Here is a 21243-nt window from a genome sequence, read left to right on the forward strand (position 1 = left end):
CCGGCGATGCCCGGTGCGGCGACCAGCGAAGCCGGCGGGTCCGGCGGGCGGAGGGCGCCGCGGGAGACACGGCCGCGCCGAGAAGGCTGCGGACGGCCGCGGCAGGCGCGGACAACGGACCGGGCCGAACGCATCCGGACCGCATCGGCCCCGCACCACCCCAGGGAGCAGACGATGGCTCATACACAGGACTGGAAGGTCCGCCTCCACCTCTTCGAGGACGAGGGCACGACGAAGGCCCGCGCGGTACTGGACCTCGGTGGCACGGAGATCAGCGGGCAGGGCGTCGCACGGCGCAATCCGCACGACAGGGACGTCCCCGAGATCGGCGACGAGCTCGCGGCGGGACGTGCGATGAACGACCTGGCACAGAAGCTGCTGACCGTCGCGCGCACCGACATCGAGGGCGTGGCGCACCCCGGGCCCTGACCCCGGCACCCGGACACCGGCCGGGGATCCGGCCCGGCACCCGGCTCAACCGGCCCCGGACGCGCTCCCGGCCCGCGGGCGCGTCCTCCGGGGGGCCGCTCGCACCGGCAGGTCGGCGGGCCGCCAGGACCGGAGGCCCGATGAGCACACGGGAGATGTCCGACGAACGCGTGACGGCCGCGGTCCGCGACGCCGCCGCGGCCCCGTCCGTGCACAACACCCAGCCGTGGCGGTTCCGCTATCTGAGGAGTGAGGGCGCCTTCCAGGTGCGCGCGGACTTCGGCCGGGCGCTTTTGCACGCCGACCCCGACGGGCGGGCCCTCCACATCAGCTGCGGCGCCGCCCTGTTCAACCTGAGAGTCGCGCTCGCCCACGAGGGGCTGCGGCCGGTGACCCGGCTGCTGCCGGACCCGGACGATCCCGCCCTGCTCGCCGTGGTGCGGCCGGCCGGCCCCGGCGACGGCGGGGGCGGCGAGGACGGGACCGGCGCGCTCCACCCGGCCGTCCACCGCCGCCACACCAGCCGCCGGCCGTTCACCGAGACCGGGATCCCCCGGGCGCTGCGCACCGCGCTGGCCGACGCCGCCCTGCGGGAGGGCGCCCTGCTGGACTTCCCCGGGCCGCGGCATCTGCGGTGGGTGCTGGAACTGGTGGAGGAGGCCGAGGCCCGCAACCGCGCCGACCTCGGAGAGGCGGAGGACCTGGCGCACTGGACCCGTGCCGGAACCGCCACAACCACCGGGGCGGACGCCGGAGGCGGGGCGGACTCGGCCGGCGACGGGGTCCCCGAGTACGCCTTCGGGCCGCGCAAGTTCGACGGGCGCGCCCCGGTACGGGACTTCGCGGGCACCGGGCGCGTGGCCGGACGCCGCTCGGAGACCTTCGAGCGGCGTCCGCAGATCGCCCTGCTCAGCACGGTGAAGGACCGTCCCGGTGACTGGCTGAGGGCGGGGCAGGCCATGGAGCGCGTCCTGCTGCTGGCCACCCTGGAGGGCCTGGTGGGCTCGCCGGCCACCCAGCCCGTGGAGTGGCCCGACCTGCGCTGGCCGCTGCGCGATCCGGTGTCGGGCCGGGGCCAGGTGCAGACGGTGCTGCGGCTGGGATACGGGCCGCCGGGGCCCGGCACCCCGCGCCGCCCACCGGGCGAGGTGCTCGACATCGAGCCGTAGCGCGTCGAGCCGCGGCTCGACGCGCCACGGCCGGATCCGGCCGGGTCACCCCTGGTCGGCTCCGCCCGGCTCCGCGGCGCCCGGGTCCTCGTGGTGGTGCAGATGACGGACGTGGGCGTCGGGACCGGGGAAGACCAGTGACACCCGGCCGGTGTCCGACCAGCGCACGTCGTACGGCGGTGTCCCGTCGCCGTGGTGCAGCCCGACGATCTCGCCGTCCCGCCTGGCGACGCCCGTGGCCGGGCTCTCGATGATCAGCTCGTCTCCCAGTTCCGCGTGCATGGTCGTCACCGCTCTCCGAAACTCTCCGGCGCCCGCCCCCGATGCCGTGGTCCGGCCTCCGTGCGCCCCGGGTACGGGATCGGGTACCCCGCGGCGCCGTACCCGCAACCGCCGGGCACCTCCCCGCGCGGCCCGACCGGGGCCGAGGCCGCCGCACGGCGCGGGAGGTACGCGCCCAGCCGCCCGCCGCGGCTCCCGGCGGCTGCTGACCGACCAGTTCACCGATCCGGCGGGTGTGGACGTGGTCGAGACCGCGATCACGCCCCGCTCCCGCGCCGCCGGGCGGACGCCGGCGGACATCGACCTGCCGCCCGGCACCGTGGCGGCCACCGTCGTACGCGACGGCCGGCCCGCCCGTCCCCGCACCGAAGACGCAGCTGAGGCCCGGCGGCGAACCGCTCCTTGTGCCGCACCCCGCCACCGAGGGGGGAGATCCGTGCGGCCCTCCGGCGACGGGCGGGACGGGGGCCGGCGGAGCCGGCTCGGGAACGGGTCAGTTCGGGGAGTAGGTCAGGCAGTCGGCCGTGCCGTGCAGGGCGCCCACCGAGATGCCGGTCGCCTGGCACTCGAAATCGGTGTTGTGCCGGCAGTCCGACATCTTGCAGGCGCCGACGTGCGCGGCGGCCTCCGGGCTCCCGCCCTTGCGAGGGGCGGTGAAGAACGTGTCGCATTGGGCCTGCTGGGGGTCGCCGACGGTGATGGCGAGTGCGTGGCAGGCGTGCTCCCTGTTGTACGCGCAGGACTCCACGGCGCATTCGGTCACAGCGGGCATGTCCATGGATCTCTCCAGTGCTCTTCGGGTGTCCTCGGGCGCTTTCGGTTTTCGGGCACCCGGCCGAGGCCGGGCTGTCCGAGGTGGAGGCTTTCCCGGCCGGGCGGAGGCGCCTGCACCCGAACCGCCGCAGTTCACCCGATGGGCCGAGCACGGAGAGGTCGTCGGACCTCTGCACGGATAAATAATGTGCCAAGCAGTTCGTATTGCAAACGGAGGAGCGCATCCGGGCGCTCCCGGCACCGAAAGAGCCGGGAAGGCCGGGAGGAACGGCAGGAACCGAACACTCCGAGGAGGGGCAGCGGTCCGCCCGGGTGAACCGATACCTTTGGGTAAAGGCTCTGGGGCCTGACGGAAGGACCGGTGGGCATGGGGAGCGAGAAGGACGCAGGGCGTCTGCCTCGGCTGCAGTTGGACGAGTTGCTGGACGAGCTGCAGGCTCGCGTTGACGCGGTGCGCGGCACCCGGGACCGGGTGCACAGTCTGCTCGAGGCCGTGATGTCGGTGGGACAGGAGCTGGATCTGTCCCATGCGCTCCAGCGGATCGTGGAGGCCGCGGTGCTGCTGGTCGACGCCGAGTACGGTGCCCTCGGCGTCATCGGTGAGGACGGCGGGCTGTCCCAGTTCATCCCGGTGGGCATCGAGGAGGAACTGGTCGAACCCATCGGCCCCCTGCCGTCGGGCCACGGGCTGCTGGGCGAGCTGATCCGCCACCCGGAGCCGCTGCGCATCCCGGATCTGGCCGAGCACCGCAACTCCTCGGGCTTCCCGCCCAACCACCCGCCGATGCACTCCTTCCTGGGCGTGCCGATCCGGGTGCGCGAGGAAGTCTTCGGCAACCTCTACCTGACCGAGAAGCGGGGCGGCGCGGAGTTCGACGCCGAGGACGAGGCGGTGCTGTCCACCCTCGCCGTGGCGGCCGGCGTGGCCATCGAGAACGCCCGCCTCTACGAGCAGGCCCGCAACCGCGAGCGCTGGATGGAGGCCAACGCCGAGATCACCGCCGGACTGCTGTCCGGGGCGGACGAGCAGGAGGTGCTGGCGCTGGTCGTCGACCACGCGCGCCACATCCTCGCCGCCGACCTGGGCGTACTGGCCCTGCCCCTGGAGGACACCGGGAACCTCCAGGTGGTGCTGGCCCAGGGGGAGCGCGCAGAGGAGTTCCGCGGGCTGGTGCTGCCCGGGCAGGGATCCTTCGTGGGGGCGGCGCTGGCCGCCGGCGAGGCGATCACCAGTGCCGACATCGCGAACGACCCCCGCATCTCGGCGGGTACGGAACGCTGGAAGGGCATGGGCCCGGCGGTGGCGGTGCCGATGGGCGCCGGCGACGGGGTGCGCGGCGTGCTGCTGCTGGCGCGCAGGGAGAGGCGCGCGCCGTTCACGGAGACGGAGACGGCCCCGCTGGCGTCCTTCTCCGGACAGGCCGCGGTGGCCATGGAGCTGGCGGAGCGGCGCCGGGCGGCCGAGCAGGTGGCACTGCTGGAGGACCGCGACCGCATCGCCCGCGATCTGCACGACCTGGCCATCCAGCGGCTGTTCGCCACGGGCATGACTCTGCAGAGCGCGGTGCGCTTCGTCCAGCACCAGGAGGCGAGCGAGCGGCTGCTGCGGGCCGTGGACGATCTGGACGAGACCATCAAGATCATCAGATCGACGATCTTCGGTCTGCGCAGCCACGGGGACGGCCGGGCCCGGCAGCAGGGACTGCGGGTGCGGGTGGCCCGGCTGGTGGAGGAGGCCGTGGGGAACCTGGGCTTCACCCCGGCCCTGCGCATGGAGGGGCTGGTGGACACCGATGTGCCGCCTGCCGTGGCCGACCATGTGGTGGCGGTGTTGGCCGAGGCGCTTTCGAACGTGGCGCGGCACGCGCGGGCCGCGGTGGCCGAGGTCTCGCTGGTGGTGAGGGGCGGTTCCCTGACCGCCACGGTGGCCGACGACGGGGTGGGCATTCCGGAGGGCGGTCGCCGCAGCGGGCTGGTGAACCTGGCCGAGCGCGCCGAGAAGCTCGGCGGCGAGCTGCTGGTGGAGAGACCGCCGTCCGGCGGCTCCCGCCTGGTGTGGCGGGTGCCGCTGGACGGGGCCTGAGGCGCCGGGGCCCGCGAGCCGGGACGGCGCGGCCGGACGGCTGGACCGGATGGCGCGGTCAGGCCCTCGTCTCCAGCACCTCCCGCACGGGCCGGCGCGGCGTGACCGGTCCCTCGGGGCCGTAGCCGAGGCGGACAAGCATCTGGACGTACCGCGGGCCCGAGGTGACGCGCCGCAGGGACATCCTGAGGTCCGGCCACTCCAGAGCCTGGTGCAGCAGTGAGGTCCGCACCGAGTGGGCGGTGGCGACCAGCAGGACGTGTTCCAGCGCCTGGCCGGCGCGGAGCCAGTCCGCGCGCCGGTCGCGGGCCGTGGCCAGGACGGCGATGGTGGGCCCGGTCTCGAACCGGGCCGTGAGGGTGCCGGCCGCCCCGACGCCGGAGAAGTCACGCAGCGGCAGGCGCCCGGTGGCGTCCCGGGCGCCCAGGGCGGCGCCGGGGAGCCCGTCGTGGGCTCCCTCGCGCATCCAGGAGCGGTTCTCGGCGCGGCGTTCGTCGGTCTCGGTGTTGCGGCGTTCACCCGCGGCGGTCAGGCGCATCATCCGGACGGTGTCCCGGGCGCCGGGGAACCACAGGGAGGCGCCCTCGGCACGGGCGGCGGCGGCCAGTTCGCGCAGGAGCCCGCCGGGCGGGCGGTGGGGGGAGAAGGGGAAGCGGCTGCTGTGCCGGCGCCACAGGGCGGCGTACAGGTCGGGGCGGTGGCGCGGATCGGTGGCGCCGGTCCTCACCGGACGCACGGAGGCCAGCAGCTCCGGCTCGGCGGGGCGGGGCAGCAGGCGTACGGCCGGTTCCCAGCCGGTGTGGGCCACCGCCACGCGGAGGTTGAACAGGGCGGCGCCGACGGAGACGTGCAGGGCCCGCCCGACGGGGTCGGCGTGGCGCAGTCCCCGTCCCGCGGCGGCGCGTACCTCCAGGGTGGCGGTGGAGGGGTCCAGGCGGTAGCGCCAGGGCTGGGTGTTGTGGATCGACGGTGCGGCCACGGCGGCGGAGACGAGGCTCTCCAGGACGACCGCGTCGAGTGTGGTGGGTGGCATGGTGTGCTCCTCCCGTTCCGGCCGCCACCAGACTGCCCCGGCGACCGCCCGCCGGGGCAGTGCCGTTGGTCCCGTTCCGTGCCGCCGACCGGTCCGGGCGGCCGGGTGGCCCGGAAAGCGGGGCCGTACGGCCCCCGGGCGCGTCCGGTCGGCCCCTGCCACGGAGGTGCGCAGGGCGGTTGACTGGGGGCGATGTCAAGGAGGTGCGTCATGGAGAAGGTGTCGGTGGCCCTGTCGGGGGGCGATGCCTACCGGGTCTCGGTGCGCGGTCACGAGTTCACCGTGGACCAGCCGCCGGAGGCCGGCGGCGAGGGGCTGGGGCCCACACCCGTGGACCTGTTCGTCGCCTCGCTGGCGTCGTGCGTGGGCTTCTACGCGGGCCGCTACCTGGCGCGGCACGGGCTGCCGCGCGAGGGGCTGCGGGTGGAGACGGAGTACGAGATGGCCACCGACCGGCCGGCGCGGGTGGGGGAGGTGCGGCTGCGCGTGGTGCTGCCGCAGGACATCGGGGAGGCGCGTACCCGGGCGCTGGCGGCTGTGGTGGACCACTGCACGGTGCACAACTCGCTGCGGCAGCCGCCGCGGGTGGACATCGGGATCGGCTGACCGCGGGGAGGGGAGCGGCCCGGCCGAGGGGAGCGGCCGGGCCGCGGTCTCGGTCCCGGTGTTTACCCGCGGTCCGGTGTCCTCGGTCCGGTTTCCGGGTTCCGTCCGGAAGCCGGGCCTTCGCCGTGCCGTCGGCCGTGTCCCGCGCGTGGGGCACGGAGGCTTCAGGCGTTCAGGTGCCCTGGGCCGCCCGGGTGAGTTCGGCGGCGACCGAGCGCGTCCACCGCCTGATGTGCTCGCGGTCGCGGAAATCGCCGCCCTTGCCCTGCTTTACGATCTGCCGGGCGATGAAGCCGCGTGCGTCCTCCCCCAGCCGGCCGCCGAAGGTGGTGTGGCCGCGTGCGTCGATCAGGGCGGCCACGCGTGCGGCGCCGGGGGCGGGCGGGATGTCGTGCTCCTCGGCGGAGGAGTCCAGCGGGCCGCTGCTGAACAGCCACACCGGCAGCCGCGCCAGCGCGTGGCGGTGGCGCCGGGCGAAGCGGGTGGCCTCCCTGCGCCAGCGGCCCGCGTACAGGCCGGAGCCCAGCAGGACGGCGTCGTAGGCGTCGAGGCCGCCGAGCGCGGCGGCCTCGGCGGCGGGCAGGACGTCGGCGGTCAGGCCGCTCTCCCGCAGGTCCTGGCCGATCCACTCGGCGATCTCCGCGGTGGAGCCGTTCTTCGAGCCGTGGGCGACGAGTACGTGTGGTGGTGTCATCGTGATCGCCTTCCTGTGAGCTCCCGGGCGTCCGGGACGTTCCCGGGTGCCCGGGAGGGCCGGTCGTGTGCCGGCGGCGTGCCGGCGGGTGTGTCAGTGGTTGCGCAGCCACCGGTCGGCGAGGCCGTGCAGCGCGGGTTCCTCGGGACGCAGCCGTGAGTCGTCCAGACGGTAGGTCACGCGGCTGACGACATCGACCACGCCGTCGAGGCGACGGATGAGGGCGGTTGCGACGGGGATCTCGCTGCGCCGCTCGACCTGCCCGGTGAGGGTGACCACGCCGTCGGCGACGGAGACGGAGACGGTGTCCGGGGACAGCCACAGGGACCGGACCAGGACCTCGTCGACGACCTGGGCGCGGATGTCGGCGTCCGGGCGGAGGAAGACACCCAGCAGGTCGCGGCGGGTGACGATGCCGACCAGCCGCTCCTCCTCGTCCAGGACCGGCAGCCGCTGGACGCCGTGCGCGACCATGGTGCGGGCCGCGCGTGCCACGGAGTCCAGGGCGTGGACGGTGACGGCGGGCGCGGTCATCAGCTCGCCGGCGGTCAGCGGGCGTCCGGCGGCGGCCCTGCGGCGGCCGGGGCGCCCCCTGGGCGGGGCGCCGTCCGAGCCCTGGCGCGCCTGGTGGGCCAGGAGGTCGGTCTCGGAGACGACCCCGAGGACCTTGTCGTCGTCGTCCACGACGGGCAGGCCGCTGATGCCGTGCCGTGAGAGCAGGTGGGCGACCTGCTTGAAGGGTGTCGTCGGGTGGGCCTTGACGACGTCGATCGTCATGACGGCGCCGACCACTTTGTGCTTCATGGTGTCCTCCGTGTTCTCTCTCCGGCGGCCTGTCAGCGCAGCCGGCGCAGGTGGGGGTCGTGGGCGCACCTGGGCAGCAGGCGCACGCGGGCGTCGACGGCGGTGGCGCCGTCGGGCCGGGCCAGGACCGGGCTGAGGCCGGCCTCGGCGAGTTCGGGCAGGTCGCAGGCCATCCGCGACAGGCGCAGCAGGATCTGTTCCAGGGCGTCCAGGTCCACCGGCCCGCCGCGGCGCCCGAGCAGCAGGGGGGCGCAGCGGGGTGCGGTGATCAGGTCGTGGACGTCCCGGTCGGTGAGCGGGGCGAGCCGGGCGGCGTGGTCGGCCAGGAGTTCGGCGGCGGTGCCGCCCGGTCCGAAGAGGACCAGGGGGCCGAACACCTCGTCCTGGACGACGCCGGCGACCAGTTCGGTGCCGCGCCCTGCCATGGGCTGGACGAGTGCGCCGGTCATGGCGCCGTCCAGGCGGGCGGACAGGTCCCGCCAGGCGGCCCGTACGCGGTCCTCGCCCTGGAGGTCGAGGGCGACCGCGTCCTCCCCGTTCCCGTGCTGCCGGCCGGGCCAGTGGGCCTTGAGGACGGTGCGTTCGCAGCCCCGCCCGGCCAGGCGGGCGGCGGCACGGGCGGCGGCGTCCTCGTCCTCGGCCCAGGCCTGGGGCAGGCGGGGGATGCCGTAGTGGTCCAGGAGGCGGGCGCAGTCGCGGGGGCCGAGCAGGCCGCCGCCCGGGTGGTCGGCGAGGAAGGCGCCGACCAGGGCGCGGGCGGCCTCGGTGTCCACACCGTGGAGTTCGGGGGTCTCGCCGGGCGGGCGGCCCAGCCAGCGGGTCCGTTCGGCGGCGTGGGCCAGGGCGCGGGCGGCGTCCTGTGGTTCGGCGTACGCCGGGAGCGCGGTGCCGTCGTCCGAGCGGAGCAGGCGGACGCGTTCGGCCTGACCGGGCAGGACGGCGACGATGGTGCGGGAGGGGTGGGCGGAGGCGGTGCGCAGCAGTTCGCGGACCGGGGCGCCACCGTCCTCCCCGTCCTCTTCGTCGTCTTCCCCGCCGCCGGCCGGGGCGGTGGGCACCAGCACGGCCAGCACCGCGTCCACGCCTCCGTACCCGGCCAGTCGTCCCACGCACTCGGCCGGCCGGGGCCCGTCGGCGGCACCGGTGTCGACGGGGTTCGCGGTGGAGGCGCCGGCGGGCGGGGTGCCGAGCAGTTCGGTGGTGAGGGAGCCGGGCAGCCGGGGCAGGATCAGCCCGGCCTCGGCGCAGGCGTCGGCGGCCAGGACCCCGGCGCCTGTGGCGTTGGAGACCACGGCGACGCGGGTGCCGGTGGGCAGGGGCCGGGAGTGGAGCAGGGCCGCGGTGTCCAGGAGTTCGCCGATGCCGCGGGTGGCGATCACCCCGGCCTGGGCGAACAGGGCGCGGCGGGTCATGGCGGGGGCGGACGCGGCGGCGGTGTGGGCCGCGGCGGCGCGGCGTCCGGCCCCGGAGCGTCCGGCGTCGACGGTGAGCACGGGCATGCGTCGGGCGACGCGGCGGGCGGTGCGGGAGAAGGCGCGCGGGTTGCCGAAGGACTCCAGGTGGAGCAGGGCCAGGTCGGTGCGGCCGTCGCCCTCCCACCACCGGAGCATGTCGTTGCCGCTGACGTCGTACTTGTCGCCCAGGGAGGCGAAGGTGGAGACGCCGATGCCCAGGCGGGCCAGCCCGTCCAGCAGGGCGGCGCCGACCCCGCCGGACTGCACGGCCACCCCGGCTGTGCCGCCGGCGCCGGCCGCCGGGAGCGCGGCGGTGAGGACGGCCGCCAGGCGGACGTCGTCCTCGGTGTTGGCGGCGCCCAGCGAGTGGGGGCCGAGCAGGCGCATGCCGTGGCGGCGGCAGGCGGCCAGCAGGGCGGCGCCCTGCCCGGCGTCGAGGCGGGGGCCGAGGACGGCCAGGGCGCGCACGCCCGTCTTGCCGCACTGCTCGGCGGCCTCGGGCACCTCATGGGCCGGGAGGGTCAGGACGGCCAGATCGGGCGCCTTGGGGAGTGCGGTCACCGAGGGGTGGGCGGGGACGCCCTCGACGGACCGGGCGCCGGGGGCGACGGCCAGCAGGCGCCCGGTGAAGCCGGCGCGGCGCAGGTTGCGCAGGACGGCGCGGCCCGCCGCACCCTCCGGCCCGCCGGCGCCCACCACGACGAGGGAACGGGGGCGCAGCAGCGGGCGGAGGCTGGCGGCGTCGGCGGTGCGGGCGCGCTCGTCGACGGCGGTCAGGTAGTGCTCGTCGGGGTCCAGCCGGATGGTCCAGCGCACCTCGCCGGCGTCGTGGCGGCGGGTGGTGTGCAGCCCGAGGTCGGCGAAGACCTTCCGCATCGCGTGGTTGTCGGCCAGGGCTCCGGCGGCGAAGGTGGTGACGCCGGCGGCGCGGGCGGCGTGGACGAGGTGTTCGAGCAGCAGGGTGCCCACGCCGCGGTGGTGGAACTCGTCGGTGACCGCCAGTGCGACCTCCGCGGTGCGGCCCGCGCTCCCGTCCTCGCCCTCGTACTCGGCGATCCCCACGGGCCGCCCCTCGTGGAGGGCCAGCAGGGCCAGGCTGCCGCGGCGGGGCGGCCCGCAGACGCGGCGGGCGGCCTGCCGGCCCAGCTCGCGGCCGGAGCCGAAGAACCGCAGGCGCAGGTTCTCGGGCGACATCCGCCCGTACAGTCCCTCGACGCCGGTGCGGTCCTCGGGGCGGGCGGGGCGGATCTCCACGGTCCGGCCGTCGGCCAGCAGCGCGTGGGCCGGCCGTACGGGGCGCACGGCGCCCGTGGTGTCCGCTGTTCCGGTGGTGCTCGTGGTGCCCGTCATGGCCGGTCCCCTCTCCTTCTGCCTCGGTTTCCAGCGTCGTACGGGAACCGGGCCGCTCCCAGGGCCGGCAGGGGCCCGGCGGGGGGCCGTTCGGCCCGGGCGGGGCGGGACGGCCCGGCAGGCCGGTCGGTCCCGCCCGTCGGGACCTGTGTCCCCTCGCGGTGGCGGGTACCCGGCCGCAGCCTGAAGGTGGAGCGGACGGCCGCTCCGCAGGGAAGGCTTGGAGGTACACACCATGACCCGCACCGTCACCGTGGGCCTGGACGGCTCGCGCGAGAGCCTGGCCGCTGCCGAGTGGGCGGCCCGCGAGGCACTGCGCCGCACGCTGCCGCTGCGGCTCGTACACGTGAAGGAGAACGACTCCCATCCGAAGGTGCTGTCCGGGATGGACCCGGAGGCGCGGGAGCGGTGGGAGGCGCTGCCGGACGAGACGGCCGCCGACCTGGCCCGCAAGCACCCCCCGCTGGAGGTCGCCGTGGAGCGGCTGGCCGGCCGCCCGGCCGAGGTGGTCAGGGACTCGGTGGGCGAGGCGGAGCTGCTTGTCCTGGGCTCGCGGGGCCGGGGGACGCTGACGGGCTTCCTGGTGGGCTCGGTGGCGCTGTCTACCGTGGCGCACGTGGAGTGCCCGGTGGTGCTGGTACGGGCCGGGACCGCCGAGCAGGACACCGGTGACGTCGTGGTGGGACTGGACCTGACCAGGCCGCGCGAGGAGCTGCTGGAGTTCGCCTTCGACGCCGCCGCCCGGCGCGGGGTGCCGCTGACGGTCGTCCACGGCTGGGATCCGCCGCCGGTGTACGGCATCAACCCGGTGGCCGTGAACCCCCACCTGATCGACGACCTGGCCGAGGAGAAGTCCGACGCCCTGACCCGGGTGCTGGCCCCCTGGCGGGAGAGGCACCCGGAGGTGGAGGTGCGCCCGCAGGCCGTGGTCGGCAGGGCCGCCCACCATCTGCTGGAGGCCGCCGAGAACGCCTCCCTGCTGGTGGTGGGGCGCCGCAACCGCCGTGCCCGGCTGGGCTTCCACACCGGACCGGTCACCCATGCCCTGATGCACCACTCGCCGGCGCCGGTGGCCGTCGTACCGCACGACTGAGCCGTGCCCGGTGCGGCGGCCGGCCACCGCGGCAGGCTCCCGCACCGGGTCCGCGACCCCATCCGCCGAGGTGCTCCGCCGCCGGGCCCAGGCCCGCACGGGCGCCGAGCCGCTGAGGAGACACCAGACATGGCCCGCTACGTCCAGGACTTCACCGAGGGGGGCCGGGAGCAGGCCGACCTGCTCGGGGGCAAGGGTGCCAATCTCGCCGAGATGACCCGCATCGGCCTGCCCGTGCCGCCCGGTTTCACCGTCACCACCGAGGCGTGCCGTGCCTACCTGGCCACCGGCGCCGAGCCCGAGGGGCTGGTGGAGGAGGTGGCCGGACACCTGACGGCGCTGGAGCGGGCCGCCGGGCGGAGGCTGGGCGACCCGGACGATCCGCTGCTGCTGTCGGTGCGCTCCGGCGCCCGTCACTCCATGCCGGGGATGATGGAGACGATCCTCGACATCGGGCTGAACGACGCCTCCGTGCACGGACTGGCCCGGACCTCCGGGCACGAGGACTTCGCCTGGGACTCCTACCGGCGGCTGATCCAGATGTTCGGCACCACGGTGATGGGGATCGACGGGATCCTGTTCGCCGACGCGCTGGCCCGCCGGCCCGACCCGGGGCAGCGGCGGCTGCTGGTGGAGGACTTCCGCCGCATCGTGCGCGAGCGGACGGGCGAGGAGTTCCCGCAGGACCCGGCCGAGCAGCTGCGGCGCTCGGTGCGCGCGGTGTTCTCCTCGTGGAACACCGAGCGCGCCCGCGTCTACCGCCGCCGCGAGCACATCCCCGAGGACCTGGGTACGGCCGTCAACGTCCAGACGATGGTCTTCGGCAACGCCGGCCCGGACTCGGGCACCGGTGTGGCCTTCACCCGTGACCCGGCCACCGGGCTGCAGGGGATCTACGGCGATTATCTGGCCGACGCCCAGGGCGAGGACGTGGTCTCCGGGGCGCGCAACACCGTGCCGCTGGCCGAACTGGAACGCCTGCACCCCGAGTGCTACGCGCAGCTGCGCGAGTACATGGAAAGGCTGGAGCGGCACTACCGGGATCTGTGCGACATCGAGTTCACCATCGAGCGCGGCAGGCTGTGGATGCTGCAGACCCGGGTGGGCAAGCGCACCGCCGAGGCCGCCTTCCGCATCGCCGCCCAGCTCGCGGACGAGGGGACGATCGGCTGGGACGAGGCCCTGGACCGGGTGAGCGGCGAGCAGCTCGCCCGGCTGATGTTCCCGAGCTTCGACACCGCCGAGGCCGGCGAGCCGCTGGCCCGCGGGGTGCCGGCGTCCCCCGGCGCGGCCTTCGGGGCGGTGGTCTTCGACTCGGCCGAGGCCGCCCGCCGGGCCGCGGCCGGCGAGAAGGTGGTGCTGGTGCGCGGCGAGACCACGCCCGACGACCTGCCCGGCATGGTGGCCGCCCAGGCGGTCCTGACCAGCCGGGGCGGCAAGACCAGCCATGCGGCCGTGGTGGCCCGGGGCATGGGCCGGGTGTGCGTGTGCGGAGCCGAGGCCGTCGAGATCGACGCCGCCGCGCGCCGCTTCACCGTGGACGGCACGGTGGTCGCCGAGGGCGAGACGGTCTCCGTGGACGGATCGGCCGGCGCCGTCTACATCGGTGAGCTGCCCCTGGTGGGCTCCCCGGTGATGCGGTACTTCGAGACGGGGGAGCGTCGGCCGGGCGTGGTCGACGCGGTCGCCCGGCTGATGGAGCACGCCGACGCCACGCGCCGTCTGGGCGTGCGGGCCAACGCCGACACGCCCGAGGACGCCGCCCGCGCGCGCCGCTTCGGAGCGCGGGGCATCGGCCTGTGCCGCACCGAGCACATGTTCCTGGGCGAGCGGCGGCGTCTGGTGGAGGCGATGATCCTGGCCGGGGACGACGCCGGGCGCGAGAAGGCGCTGGCGGCGCTGCTGCCGCCGCAGCGCGAGGACTTCACCGCCATGCTGGAGGCCATGGACGGCCTGCCGGTCACCATCCGCCTGCTGGACCCGCCGCTGCACGAGTTCCTGCCCGACCACACCGAGCTGGCGGTGCGGGTGGCGTCCGCCGAGGCGGCCGGGGGCGAGCCCGACCCGCACGACGTGCGGCTGCTGAGCGCGGTGGAGCGCATGCACGAGCACAACCCGATGCTGGGGCTGCGCGGGGTGCGGCTGGGCCTGGTGGTGCCCGGGCTGATCGCCCTGCAGGTGCGGGCGGTGGGCGAGGCCGTGGCGCGGCGGCTGCGCGACGGCGGCGACCCGCGGGCGGAGATCATGGTGCCGCTGGTGGACACCTCCGACGAGCTGCGGCTGGTGCGCGACGAGGTGGACGCCGTACTGGCCGAGGTCTCCCGGGAGACGGGGGTTGAGGTCACCTGCCCGGTCGGCACGATGATCGAGCTGCCCAGGGCGGCGCTTACCGCGGACCGGATCGCGGCCGAGGCCGACTTCTTCTCCCTGGGCACCAACGACCTGACCCAGACCACCTGGGGGCTGTCGCGCGACGACGTGGAGGCGTCGTTCTTCTCCGCCTACCTGGAGCGGGGCATCCTCCAGGACTCGCCGTTCGAGACGCTCGACCGGCAGGGTGTGGGCCGGCTGGTGCGGATCGCGGTCGACGAGGGCCGGGCCGCCCGGCCGGGCCTGAAGGTGGGGGTGTGCGGTGAGCACGGCGGCGATCCCGACTCCGTGCACTTCTTCCACCAGGCGGAGCTGGACTACGTCTCCTGCTCCCCCTTCCGGGTGCCGGTCGCCCGTCTGGAGGCGGCCCGTGCGGCCCTTGCTCCCGGCCGCGAGCGGTCGACGACCGCGTGACCTCCGGCCGCTCCCGCCCGGTGCCCGTACGGGCACCGGGCGGGAGCGGCCCGGGCGGGTGTACGGCGCCCGGGGCCGATCGGCCCACCGGACGGGCGGCCGACCCCAGGCGGAAAAGAACTTTTCCGGTAAGGCTTGGACGAGGCGGGCGAGACGCCCGCACCGTGCGGCGGAACGGGAGGAGCGACCATGGACGCCAACTCAGCCGGACCCCGGGGCCATGTGGCCGTCGGGGTGGACGGCTCCCGGCACGCCGAGCTGGCGCTGGAGCAGGCGGCGGCCGAGGCGCGGCGCCGCGGGGTGCCGCTGGAGGTCGTGCACGGCCGCCCCTGGGCCGCGCTCCCCCGGACCGGGGCGGAACCCGCGGCGCACACCCCCTCCCGCGAGGACGCCCGGGCGCTGGCGGAGTCGGCCGCCGAGCACGCCCGGCGCCTGGTCCCGCGGCTGGAGGTGGTGGCCTCGGCCGTGGACGAGGACGCCCCGGACGCCCTGGTGCGCCTGAGCCACCGGGCCGGTCTGACCGTGGTCGGCTCCCGCGGGCTGGGCGGTTTCACCGGCCTGCTGCTGGGGTCGGTGGGCCTGCGGGTCGCCGCGCACACCGCCGGGCCGCTGCTGGTGGTACGCGGCGACCTGCCGCCGGAGCGCAACCGCGTCTCCCACGACACCGTGCTGCTGGGCGTGGAGGGCGAGGCCGACGCCGACGCGGTCGACCTGGCCTTCCGCGAGGCCGCCGCCCGGGAGGCGCGTCTGGTGGCGCTGCACGCCTGGGTCTACCGGCACCTCGCCCCACCCGGGGAGCCGCTGGTGCCCACCAGCCCGCGGCGCGAGGACATCGCCAGGGTCGCGCGCGCCGAGACGGCCGCGGCCGAAGGGGTGCTGGGCCCCTTCCGCGGCCGCTATCCGCAGGTGCGCGCGGAGGTCAGGGCCGTCAACGGCGGCGCCGCCCACGCACTGGTCGAGGCCAGTGAGGCGGCGGACGTGGTGGTGGTCGCCGTCCACCGGCGGCGCGGCCGGCTGGCGATGCGGCTGGGCCCGGTGGCTCACTCCCTGCTCCACCACGCCCGCTGCCCGGTGCTGGTGGTGCCGGTCCCGCTCGCCGGAAAGCAGGTCGGGAACCACAGTGAGGAGGAAGCGGCATGACCGTACTGGTGGGATACGCCAGCGCCCACGGCTCCACCCGCGAGATCGCCGAGCGCATCGCCGCCCGGCTGGCCGGTCGGGGTGTCGAGGCCGAGACCGCGTCCCTGGACGCGGTGGGCGACGCGGGCGGCTACGACGCCTACGTACTGGGCAGCGCCGTCCACGGAATGGCCTGGCTGCCGGAGGCCACCGGGTTCGCCCACACCCACCGGGAACTGCTGGCCGACCGGCCGGTGTGGATCTTCAGCGTCGGCATGCCCGCGGCCCTGCGCGGCCCGTGGAAGCCCATGGCCGCCAAGGAGGAGCCGAAGGTGACCGAGGAGGTCCTGGCCGACCTCTCACCCCGCGACCACGCCATGTTCTCCGGGGTCGTCGCACCGGAGCACCTGCCCGGCGCCGGACGCGCGGTCTTCCGGGCGATGGGCCTGCGCTACGGCGACTACCGCGACTGGGAGGCGGTCGACGCCTTCGCCGACACCGTCGCACGCTCCCTGCACCCGGCCCCCGGCAGCCCCTGAGCGCCCGCGGGCACCAGAGAACGAAGGAGCTGATCACCGTGTTCTCCATGGCTGCAACCGGGGCCCGCCGGCCCGTGACGGTGGAGGCGGAGCTGGACCAACCGCTGTCGAGGTGGCTGTGGCTGGTGAAGTGGATCCTGCTGATCCCGCACTTCGTCGTGCTGTTCTTCCTGTGGCTGGCGTTCTTCGTGGTGACCGTGATCGCGTTCTTCGCGATCCTGTTCACCGCCCGCTATCCCAGGCCGTTGTTCGACTTCAACACCGGTGTGCTGCGCTGGAGCTGGCGGGTGGCCTTCTACTCCACCAGCGCGTTCGCCACCGACCGCTACCCGCCCTTCAGCCTTGGCCCGGAGCCGGACTACCCGGCGCGGCTGGAAGTCGACTACCCCGGGCGGCTCTCGCGCGGCCTGGTGCTGGTGAAGTGGTGGCTCCTGGCGATCCCGCACTACATCGTGGTCGCCTTCCTCGCCGGGAGTTCCGGGGGCGAGGAGCGGTGGTTCGCCTACACGGGGCTCATCGGCGTCCTGGCGTTCTTCGCGATCATCGCCAAGGCCTTCACCGACACCTACCCCCGGGGCCTGTTCGACCTGCTGGTCGGGCTCAACCGCTGGGTGCTGCGGGTGACGGTCTACGCGGCGCTGATGACGGACGCCTACCCGCCCTTCCGGCTGGACCAGGGCGGCAGGGAGCCGGAGCCCACGCCGTGATCGGAGCGCTGGCGGTGATCTTCCTCCTCGCGCACGCCCTGGTGCACTTCAGGGTCTGGGTGACGCCGCAGGACCCGGAGAACCCGCCCCCCTTCGCCCCCGGCCACTCCTGGGCGCTGGCCGCCGCCCACGTGACCGAGGAGACCTCCAGGGCCGCGGCGACGGCCCTGGCCGCGGTCACGGCCCTGCTGTACGCCATCGCGGGCGTGGCCCTGCTGGCGGACGCCGACTGGTGGGCCCCGGCGGCCGTGGTGGCGGCGGCGGGCGGGCTGGTGCTGAAGGTGGTCTGGTTCAACCCGTGGCTGCTGCTGGGCATCGCGCTGGACGCGGGCGTCGTCCTGGCCGTGACGCTGACCTGGCCCGCCTCGCTGTACTGATCCGGGCCGGGCCGCGACGGACCCGCACGCGCCGCCGAGCATCCACCGTGACGAACCGGAGCAGACCATGCAGGACCCGCCCGTCCTCCCCGCCGCGCGCCCGGACGGCCTCGGCGAGGAGGAGGCCGCCCGGCGGCTGGCGGAACGGGGCCGCAACGAGGTGGGGCAGCCCCCGGGCACGCCGCTGTGGGCGCGGGTGGCCGCACAGTTGCGCGACCCGCTGATCCTGGTCCTGCTCGGCGCGGTGGTGCTGACACTGCTGACCGGGGATCACGGCGACACGGCCGTGATCGCCCTGGTGATCATCGCCAACACGGGGGTGGGGGTGGCCCAGGAAGTGCGCGCCGACAACGCGATCGCGGCGCTGACCGCCATGTCCGCCCCCGTGGCCCGGGTGGTGCGCGGCGGTGCCGAACGGGAGGTGCCCTCGGCCGAGGTGGTGCCCGGCGACGTGCTCCTGCTCGGCGAGGGCGACATCGTCCCGGCGGACGCGCGGCCGCTGCACTCCTGGACCCTGTCGGTGGACGAGTCCGCCCTGACCGGCGAGTCCGTGCCCGTGGACAAGGACGTCCGGGCCGGCGGCCCGGAGGCCGGCGCCCTCCGGGCGGGCACCGTCGTCGTACGCGGCCGGGCGGTGGCCCGCGTCACCGCCACCGGGGCGGACAGCGCGCTGGGCCGCATCGCCGCCCTGCTGCACCCGCGCCGCGGCCCCACCCCGCTCCAGCGCCGCCTGGCGGGCCTGGGCCGGGTGCTCGCCGCGGTCACGGTGGCCCTGTGCCTGCTGGTGCTGCTGCTGGGCCTGGCCCGCGGCCAGTCGCTGGAGACGATGGCCGTCACCGCGATCAGCCTGGCCGTGGCCGCCGTCCCCGAGTCGCTGCCCGCCGTCGTCACCCTCGCCCTGGCCCTCGGCGCCCGGCGGATGGCCGCCCGCAACGCGCTGGTGCGGCGGCTGCCCGCGGTGGAGACCCTCGGCTCGGTCACCGTGCTGGCCACCGACAAGACCGGCACCCTCACCGAGGGGCGGATGGTCGTGGAGCGGGTGTGGACGCCCCGTGGCACCGCCCGCCTCACCGGCGGCGGATACGAGCCGGCCGGCGAGCTGCTGTCCGACGGCGGCACCGGCACCGGCGGCGCGGGCGAGGACGGGCCGCCCGCCCCCGCGACGGCACAGGCCGTACGGGCCCTGCTGACGGCCGCCACGCTGTGCAACGACGCCGCGCTGCGCCCCCCGCACGACGGCGAGGAGCGCTGGACCGCGCTCGGCGACCCCACCGAGGCGGCGCTGCTGGCCGCGGCCGCCAAGGCCGGCCTGGACCGCGCCGAGGTGCTGCGCGAGCACCCCCGGGTCGGCGAGGTGCCCTTCGACAGCCTGCGCAAGCGCATGACCACCGTCCACCGTGAACCCTCCGGCGGGCGCCTGGTGTGCCTCAAGGGCGCCCCCGAGGCGGTCCTGAACGGCTTGCTCCTGGACGAGACGCCCCTGCGGCTGGAGCGAGCCCATCGCGAGGCCGCCGCGCTGTCGGCGGAGGGGTACCGCGTCCTGGCCGTGGCGTCCGGCCCGCTCGACGGGGAGCCCGGCCGCTGGGAGGAGGCCGAGAGCGGGCTGCGGCTGCTGGGGCTGGCGGCGCTGAGCGATCCGCCCAAGGAGGTGGCCGGAGCCACCGTCGCCGCCTGCCGGGAGGCGGGCATCATCCCGGTGGTGATCACCGGGGACCACCCGGCCACCGCCCGTGCGGTCGCCGCCCGGCTCGGCATCCTCGACCGGGGCCCGGGACCGACCGGAACCGACGGGGCCGCGCCCACCGAGCCACCCGAGGTGGTGACCGGCCGCGCGCTGGCCGCCGGGCAGGTCGCCGACCCGTCCACGGTGCGCGTGTTCGCCCGCACCGACCCGCAGCAGAAGGTGGACATCGTCCAGGCCTGGCAGGCACGCGGCGCGGTGACGGCCATGACCGGCGACGGCGTCAACGACGGCCCCGCGCTGCGGCAGGCCGACATCGGGGTGGCGATGGGGCGGCGGGGCACCGAGGTCGCCCGGCAGGCCGCCGACCTGGTGCTCGCCGACGACGAGCTGCGCACGGTGGTCGCGGCGGTGGAGGAGGGCCGGCGGGTCTACGACAACATCCGCCGCTTCCTGCTCTACGGGATGGCCGGGGGAGCGGCGGAGATCCTGGTGATGCTGACCGGCCCCTTCCTCGGTCTGACGGTACCACTGCGAGCGGGCCAGATCCTGTGGATCAACCTGCTCACCCACGGTCTGACGGGCGTGGCCATGGGAGCCGAACCGGTCTCCGCGAACGCCATGCACCGCCCGCCGCGGCCTCCCGGCCGGCATGTGCTCGGAGACGGGCTGTGGCTGCGGATCCTGCGGCTGGCCGCGCTGGTGACGGCCGCTTCCCTGGCGGCGGCGCTGTGGGCGCGCGACGCCGGACAGCCGTGGCAGACCACGCTGTTCCTGGCCCTGCTGGCGGCCCAGCTCGGCATCGTGCTGGGGCTGCGGGAGCGGCTGCTGACGCGGGAGAACCCCTTCCTGCCGGCGGCGGTGCTGGCCGCGGTGGTGCTGGGCGCGGCCACCGTCACGGTGCCCTTCCTGGAGGAGGTGCTCCGCACCGGGCCACTGGGCCCGTCCGCCCTGGCGGCCGTCGCGGCCGTCGGCGCGGCCGGGTTCGCCGCGGCCCGGTTCGAGAGCCGCTTCACGCGCGGCGCCGCGGGAGACGCGGCGGGCCCCTTCGGCGGCCCGCCTCAGGCCTGAGGCCTCACACGCGTACGGCCGTCGCGCCCGCCGGGGCACGACGGCCGTACGCGGGCCGGGCCGGCCGGAGCCCGGTCAGCGCGGGGCGGGCGGGGGGACGAGGACGTTCTCGCCCGTGCGCCCGGCCAGATGGTCCTCGATGTTGAGGGCGGTGGCCTGGACGATCTGACCCACCGCGTCGTGGGTGAAGTACGCCTGGTGGGAGCTGACCAGGACGTTGCGGAAGGTCATCAGCCGGGCGAGGGTGTCGTCGGTCATCACGTCCAGCGAGCGGTCGAAGAAGAAGACACCGGCCTCCTCCTCGTACACGTCCAGCCCCACCCCGTCCAGGCGGCCCTCGCGCAGGGTCTCCACCAGGGCGTGGGCGTCCATCAGACCGCCCCGGCTGGTGTTGATCAGGATCGCGTCGTCCTTCATCCTGCGCAGGGCGTCGCCGTCGACCACGTGATAGGTGTCGGGCAGCAGCGGCAGGTGAAGGCTGATCAGGTCGGACTCGGTGAACAGCCGGTCGCGGTCGACGTACTCCATGCCCAGGGCCAGGCACTCGGGGTTCTCCGCGATGTCGGAGCCGAGCAGTCGCATGCCGAAGCCCGCGGCGATGCGGGCGAAGGCCGCACCGATCTTCCCGGTACCCAGGATCCCGGCGGTGCGCCCGTGGAAGTCGCGTCCCATCAGGCCGTTGAGCCGGAAGTCGAAGTCGCGGGTGCGGACCACCGCGCGGGGCACCCGGCGGTTGACCGCCAGGGCCAGGGCCCAGGCGAACTCGGCCACCGAGTGGGGGGAGTAGTGCGACACGCGCGCCACCGACAGGCCCAGCTTCCGGGCGGCGTCCAGATCGATGTTGTTGTAGCCGGTGGCGCGCTGGGTGACCAGCCTGGTGCCGCCTTCCGCCAGAACGGTCAGCACCCCCTCGTCCAGCACGTCGTTGACGCTGCTGCACACCACCGCGCACCCGGCGGCCGTCGCGGCGGTGTCCCGGTCCAGGACCAGGTCCAGGCAGCGCAGGCGGTGCCGCCCGTCGAACGCCTTCTCCAGCAGGGGCCGTTCGTCGGCGACGACCCCGTAGGCGACGATGTCCACCGCCTCCTTCGCCCTCCCGGCCGTGCCCTCCGCCGTCTGCTCCACCGTTTCCTCCCTCGTTCTGCGCCTCTTCCCGGCGCGCGTGTACGTGCCCGGCCGGCCGTGCGGGGCCGG

The 21243-nt window shown here is 75.6% G+C and carries 17 protein-coding genes and 1 pseudogene; 11 read left to right on the top strand and 7 right to left on the bottom strand.

Going from position 1 to position 21243, the window contains the following annotated elements; genetic code table 11:
- The first annotated feature begins 174 nt into the window (after positions 1-174).
- Positions 175-429, top strand: coding sequence for a DUF1876 domain-containing protein (locus ACGRHY_RS23470; RefSeq protein ID WP_394637288.1), 255 nt, complete (start codon positions 175-177; stop codon positions 427-429).
- Positions 430-569: 140 nt separating this feature from the next.
- Complete coding sequence (locus ACGRHY_RS23475; RefSeq protein ID WP_394637289.1) at positions 570-1598, top strand: Acg family FMN-binding oxidoreductase; 1029 nt, start codon at positions 570-572, stop codon at positions 1596-1598.
- A gap of 66 nt (positions 1599-1664) precedes the next feature.
- Here ACGRHY_RS23475 and ACGRHY_RS23480 read toward each other — a convergent pair.
- Positions 1665-1880: pseudogene (locus ACGRHY_RS23480) on the bottom strand (DUF1918 domain-containing protein); the annotation flags it as partial.
- 493 nt (positions 1881-2373) lie between these two features.
- Positions 2374-2658, bottom strand: coding sequence for a DUF1540 domain-containing protein (locus tag ACGRHY_RS23485; protein WP_394637290.1), 285 nt, complete (start codon positions 2656-2658; stop codon positions 2374-2376).
- A 363-nt stretch (positions 2659-3021) separates the two neighbouring features.
- On the opposite strand from ACGRHY_RS23485, the gene ACGRHY_RS23490 reads away from it, so the two are divergent.
- Positions 3022-4737 (top strand): sensor histidine kinase, encoded by a 1716-nt coding sequence (locus ACGRHY_RS23490; protein ID WP_394637291.1) that lies wholly within the window; start codon positions 3022-3024, stop codon positions 4735-4737.
- Between the two features lie 58 nt (positions 4738-4795).
- Here ACGRHY_RS23490 and ACGRHY_RS23495 read toward each other — a convergent pair whose 3' ends face one another.
- Positions 4796-5770, bottom strand: coding sequence for an Acg family FMN-binding oxidoreductase (locus ACGRHY_RS23495; protein WP_394637292.1), 975 nt, complete (start codon positions 5768-5770; stop codon positions 4796-4798).
- A 210-nt stretch (positions 5771-5980) separates the two neighbouring features.
- Between ACGRHY_RS23495 and ACGRHY_RS23500 the strand changes: the two genes are divergently transcribed.
- Positions 5981-6376, top strand: a complete 396-nt coding sequence (locus tag ACGRHY_RS23500; protein ID WP_394637293.1) for an OsmC family protein — start codon at positions 5981-5983, stop codon at positions 6374-6376.
- A gap of 172 nt (positions 6377-6548) precedes the next feature.
- On the opposite strand, the gene ACGRHY_RS23505 is transcribed toward ACGRHY_RS23500, so the two are convergent.
- The 3 genes from ACGRHY_RS23505 to ACGRHY_RS23515 all read right to left on the bottom strand — a co-directional run bounded on the left by ACGRHY_RS23505 (position 6549) and on the right by ACGRHY_RS23515 (position 10678).
- Positions 6549-7070, bottom strand: coding sequence for a flavodoxin domain-containing protein (locus ACGRHY_RS23505; RefSeq protein WP_394637294.1), 522 nt, complete (start codon positions 7068-7070; stop codon positions 6549-6551).
- 93 nt (positions 7071-7163) lie between these two features.
- Complete coding sequence (locus ACGRHY_RS23510) at positions 7164-7874, bottom strand: CBS domain-containing protein (RefSeq protein ID WP_394637295.1); 711 nt, start codon at positions 7872-7874, stop codon at positions 7164-7166.
- A gap of 32 nt (positions 7875-7906) precedes the next feature.
- On the bottom strand, positions 7907-10678 hold the full coding sequence (locus ACGRHY_RS23515; protein ID WP_394637296.1) for a bifunctional acetate--CoA ligase family protein/GNAT family N-acetyltransferase: 2772 nt from the start codon (positions 10676-10678) through the stop codon (positions 7907-7909).
- 235 nt (positions 10679-10913) lie between these two features.
- On the opposite strand from ACGRHY_RS23515, the gene ACGRHY_RS23520 reads away from it, so the two are divergent.
- From ACGRHY_RS23520 to ACGRHY_RS23550, 7 genes are all read left to right on the top strand, one after another.
- On the top strand, positions 10914-11771 hold the full coding sequence (locus ACGRHY_RS23520) for a universal stress protein (RefSeq protein WP_394637297.1): 858 nt from the start codon (positions 10914-10916) through the stop codon (positions 11769-11771).
- Positions 11772-11900: 129 nt separating this feature from the next.
- Entirely contained in the window at positions 11901-14555 is a 2655-nt protein-coding gene (gene ppdK, locus ACGRHY_RS23525) for a pyruvate, phosphate dikinase (RefSeq protein WP_394637298.1), read from the top strand.
- Between the two features lie 189 nt (positions 14556-14744).
- The gene (locus ACGRHY_RS23530; RefSeq protein WP_394637299.1) at positions 14745-15695 is read left to right on the top strand and encodes a universal stress protein; all 951 of its coding nucleotides are present in this window, start codon (positions 14745-14747) and stop codon (positions 15693-15695) included.
- Positions 15692-16213 (top strand): flavodoxin domain-containing protein, encoded by a 522-nt coding sequence (locus tag ACGRHY_RS23535; RefSeq protein WP_394637300.1) that lies wholly within the window; start codon positions 15692-15694, stop codon positions 16211-16213. The genes ACGRHY_RS23530 and ACGRHY_RS23535 overlap by 4 nt, the downstream gene beginning before the upstream one ends.
- 47 nt (positions 16214-16260) lie before the next feature.
- Positions 16261-16920 carry a DUF4389 domain-containing protein gene (locus ACGRHY_RS23540; protein WP_394637301.1) on the top strand — a complete coding sequence of 220 codons (660 nt, stop codon included), beginning with the start codon at positions 16261-16263 and terminating at the stop codon, positions 16918-16920.
- On the top strand, positions 16917-17297 hold the full coding sequence (locus tag ACGRHY_RS23545; protein WP_394637302.1) for a hypothetical protein: 381 nt from the start codon (positions 16917-16919) through the stop codon (positions 17295-17297). Before ACGRHY_RS23540 ends, ACGRHY_RS23545 begins: the two co-directional genes overlap by 4 nt.
- Positions 17298-17364: 67 nt before the next feature.
- Positions 17365-20049: a cation-translocating P-type ATPase gene (locus tag ACGRHY_RS23550; protein WP_394637303.1), complete on the top strand. Its 2685-nt coding sequence runs from the start codon at positions 17365-17367 to the stop codon at positions 20047-20049.
- 75 nt (positions 20050-20124) lie between these two features.
- On the opposite strand, the gene ACGRHY_RS23555 is transcribed toward ACGRHY_RS23550, so the two are convergent.
- The gene (locus ACGRHY_RS23555) at positions 20125-21129 is read right to left on the bottom strand and encodes a 2-hydroxyacid dehydrogenase (protein ID WP_394638173.1); all 1005 of its coding nucleotides are present in this window, start codon (positions 21127-21129) and stop codon (positions 20125-20127) included.
- Positions 21130-21243: the final 114 nt, after the last annotated feature.

This window comes from Streptomyces shinuiensis, from assembly GCF_043660855.1.
GTDB lineage: Bacteria > Actinomycetota > Actinomycetes > Streptomycetales > Streptomycetaceae > Streptomyces.

Excerpts from the sequence above, each read along its gene's own strand:
- ACGRHY_RS23530 (WP_394637299.1), top strand. The coding sequence starts at position 14,745 with ATGGACGCCAACTCAGCCGGACCCCGGGGCCATGTGGCCGTCGGGGTG.
- ACGRHY_RS23495 (WP_394637292.1), bottom strand. The coding sequence starts at position 5,770 with ATGCCACCCACCACACTCGACGCGGTCGTCCTGGAGAGCCTCGTCTCC.
- ppdK (WP_394637298.1), top strand. The coding sequence starts at position 11,901 with ATGGCCCGCTACGTCCAGGACTTCACCGAGGGGGGCCGGGAGCAGGCC.
- ACGRHY_RS23505 (WP_394637294.1), bottom strand. The coding sequence starts at position 7,070 with ATGACACCACCACACGTACTCGTCGCCCACGGCTCGAAGAACGGCTCC.
- ACGRHY_RS23515 (WP_394637296.1), bottom strand. The coding sequence starts at position 10,678 with ATGACGGGCACCACGAGCACCACCGGAACAGCGGACACCACGGGCGCC.
- ACGRHY_RS23540 (WP_394637301.1), top strand. The coding sequence starts at position 16,261 with ATGGCTGCAACCGGGGCCCGCCGGCCCGTGACGGTGGAGGCGGAGCTG.
- ACGRHY_RS23520 (WP_394637297.1), top strand. The coding sequence starts at position 10,914 with ATGACCCGCACCGTCACCGTGGGCCTGGACGGCTCGCGCGAGAGCCTG.
- ACGRHY_RS23490 (WP_394637291.1), top strand. The coding sequence starts at position 3,022 with ATGGGGAGCGAGAAGGACGCAGGGCGTCTGCCTCGGCTGCAGTTGGAC.
- ACGRHY_RS23550 (WP_394637303.1), top strand. The coding sequence starts at position 17,365 with ATGCAGGACCCGCCCGTCCTCCCCGCCGCGCGCCCGGACGGCCTCGGC.
- ACGRHY_RS23475 (WP_394637289.1), top strand. The coding sequence starts at position 570 with ATGAGCACACGGGAGATGTCCGACGAACGCGTGACGGCCGCGGTCCGC.
- ACGRHY_RS23500 (WP_394637293.1), top strand. The coding sequence starts at position 5,981 with ATGGAGAAGGTGTCGGTGGCCCTGTCGGGGGGCGATGCCTACCGGGTC.
- ACGRHY_RS23485 (WP_394637290.1), bottom strand. The coding sequence starts at position 2,658 with ATGGACATGCCCGCTGTGACCGAATGCGCCGTGGAGTCCTGCGCGTAC.
- ACGRHY_RS23535 (WP_394637300.1), top strand. The coding sequence starts at position 15,692 with ATGACCGTACTGGTGGGATACGCCAGCGCCCACGGCTCCACCCGCGAG.
- ACGRHY_RS23470 (WP_394637288.1), top strand. The coding sequence starts at position 175 with ATGGCTCATACACAGGACTGGAAGGTCCGCCTCCACCTCTTCGAGGAC.
- ACGRHY_RS23510 (WP_394637295.1), bottom strand. The coding sequence starts at position 7,874 with ATGAAGCACAAAGTGGTCGGCGCCGTCATGACGATCGACGTCGTCAAG.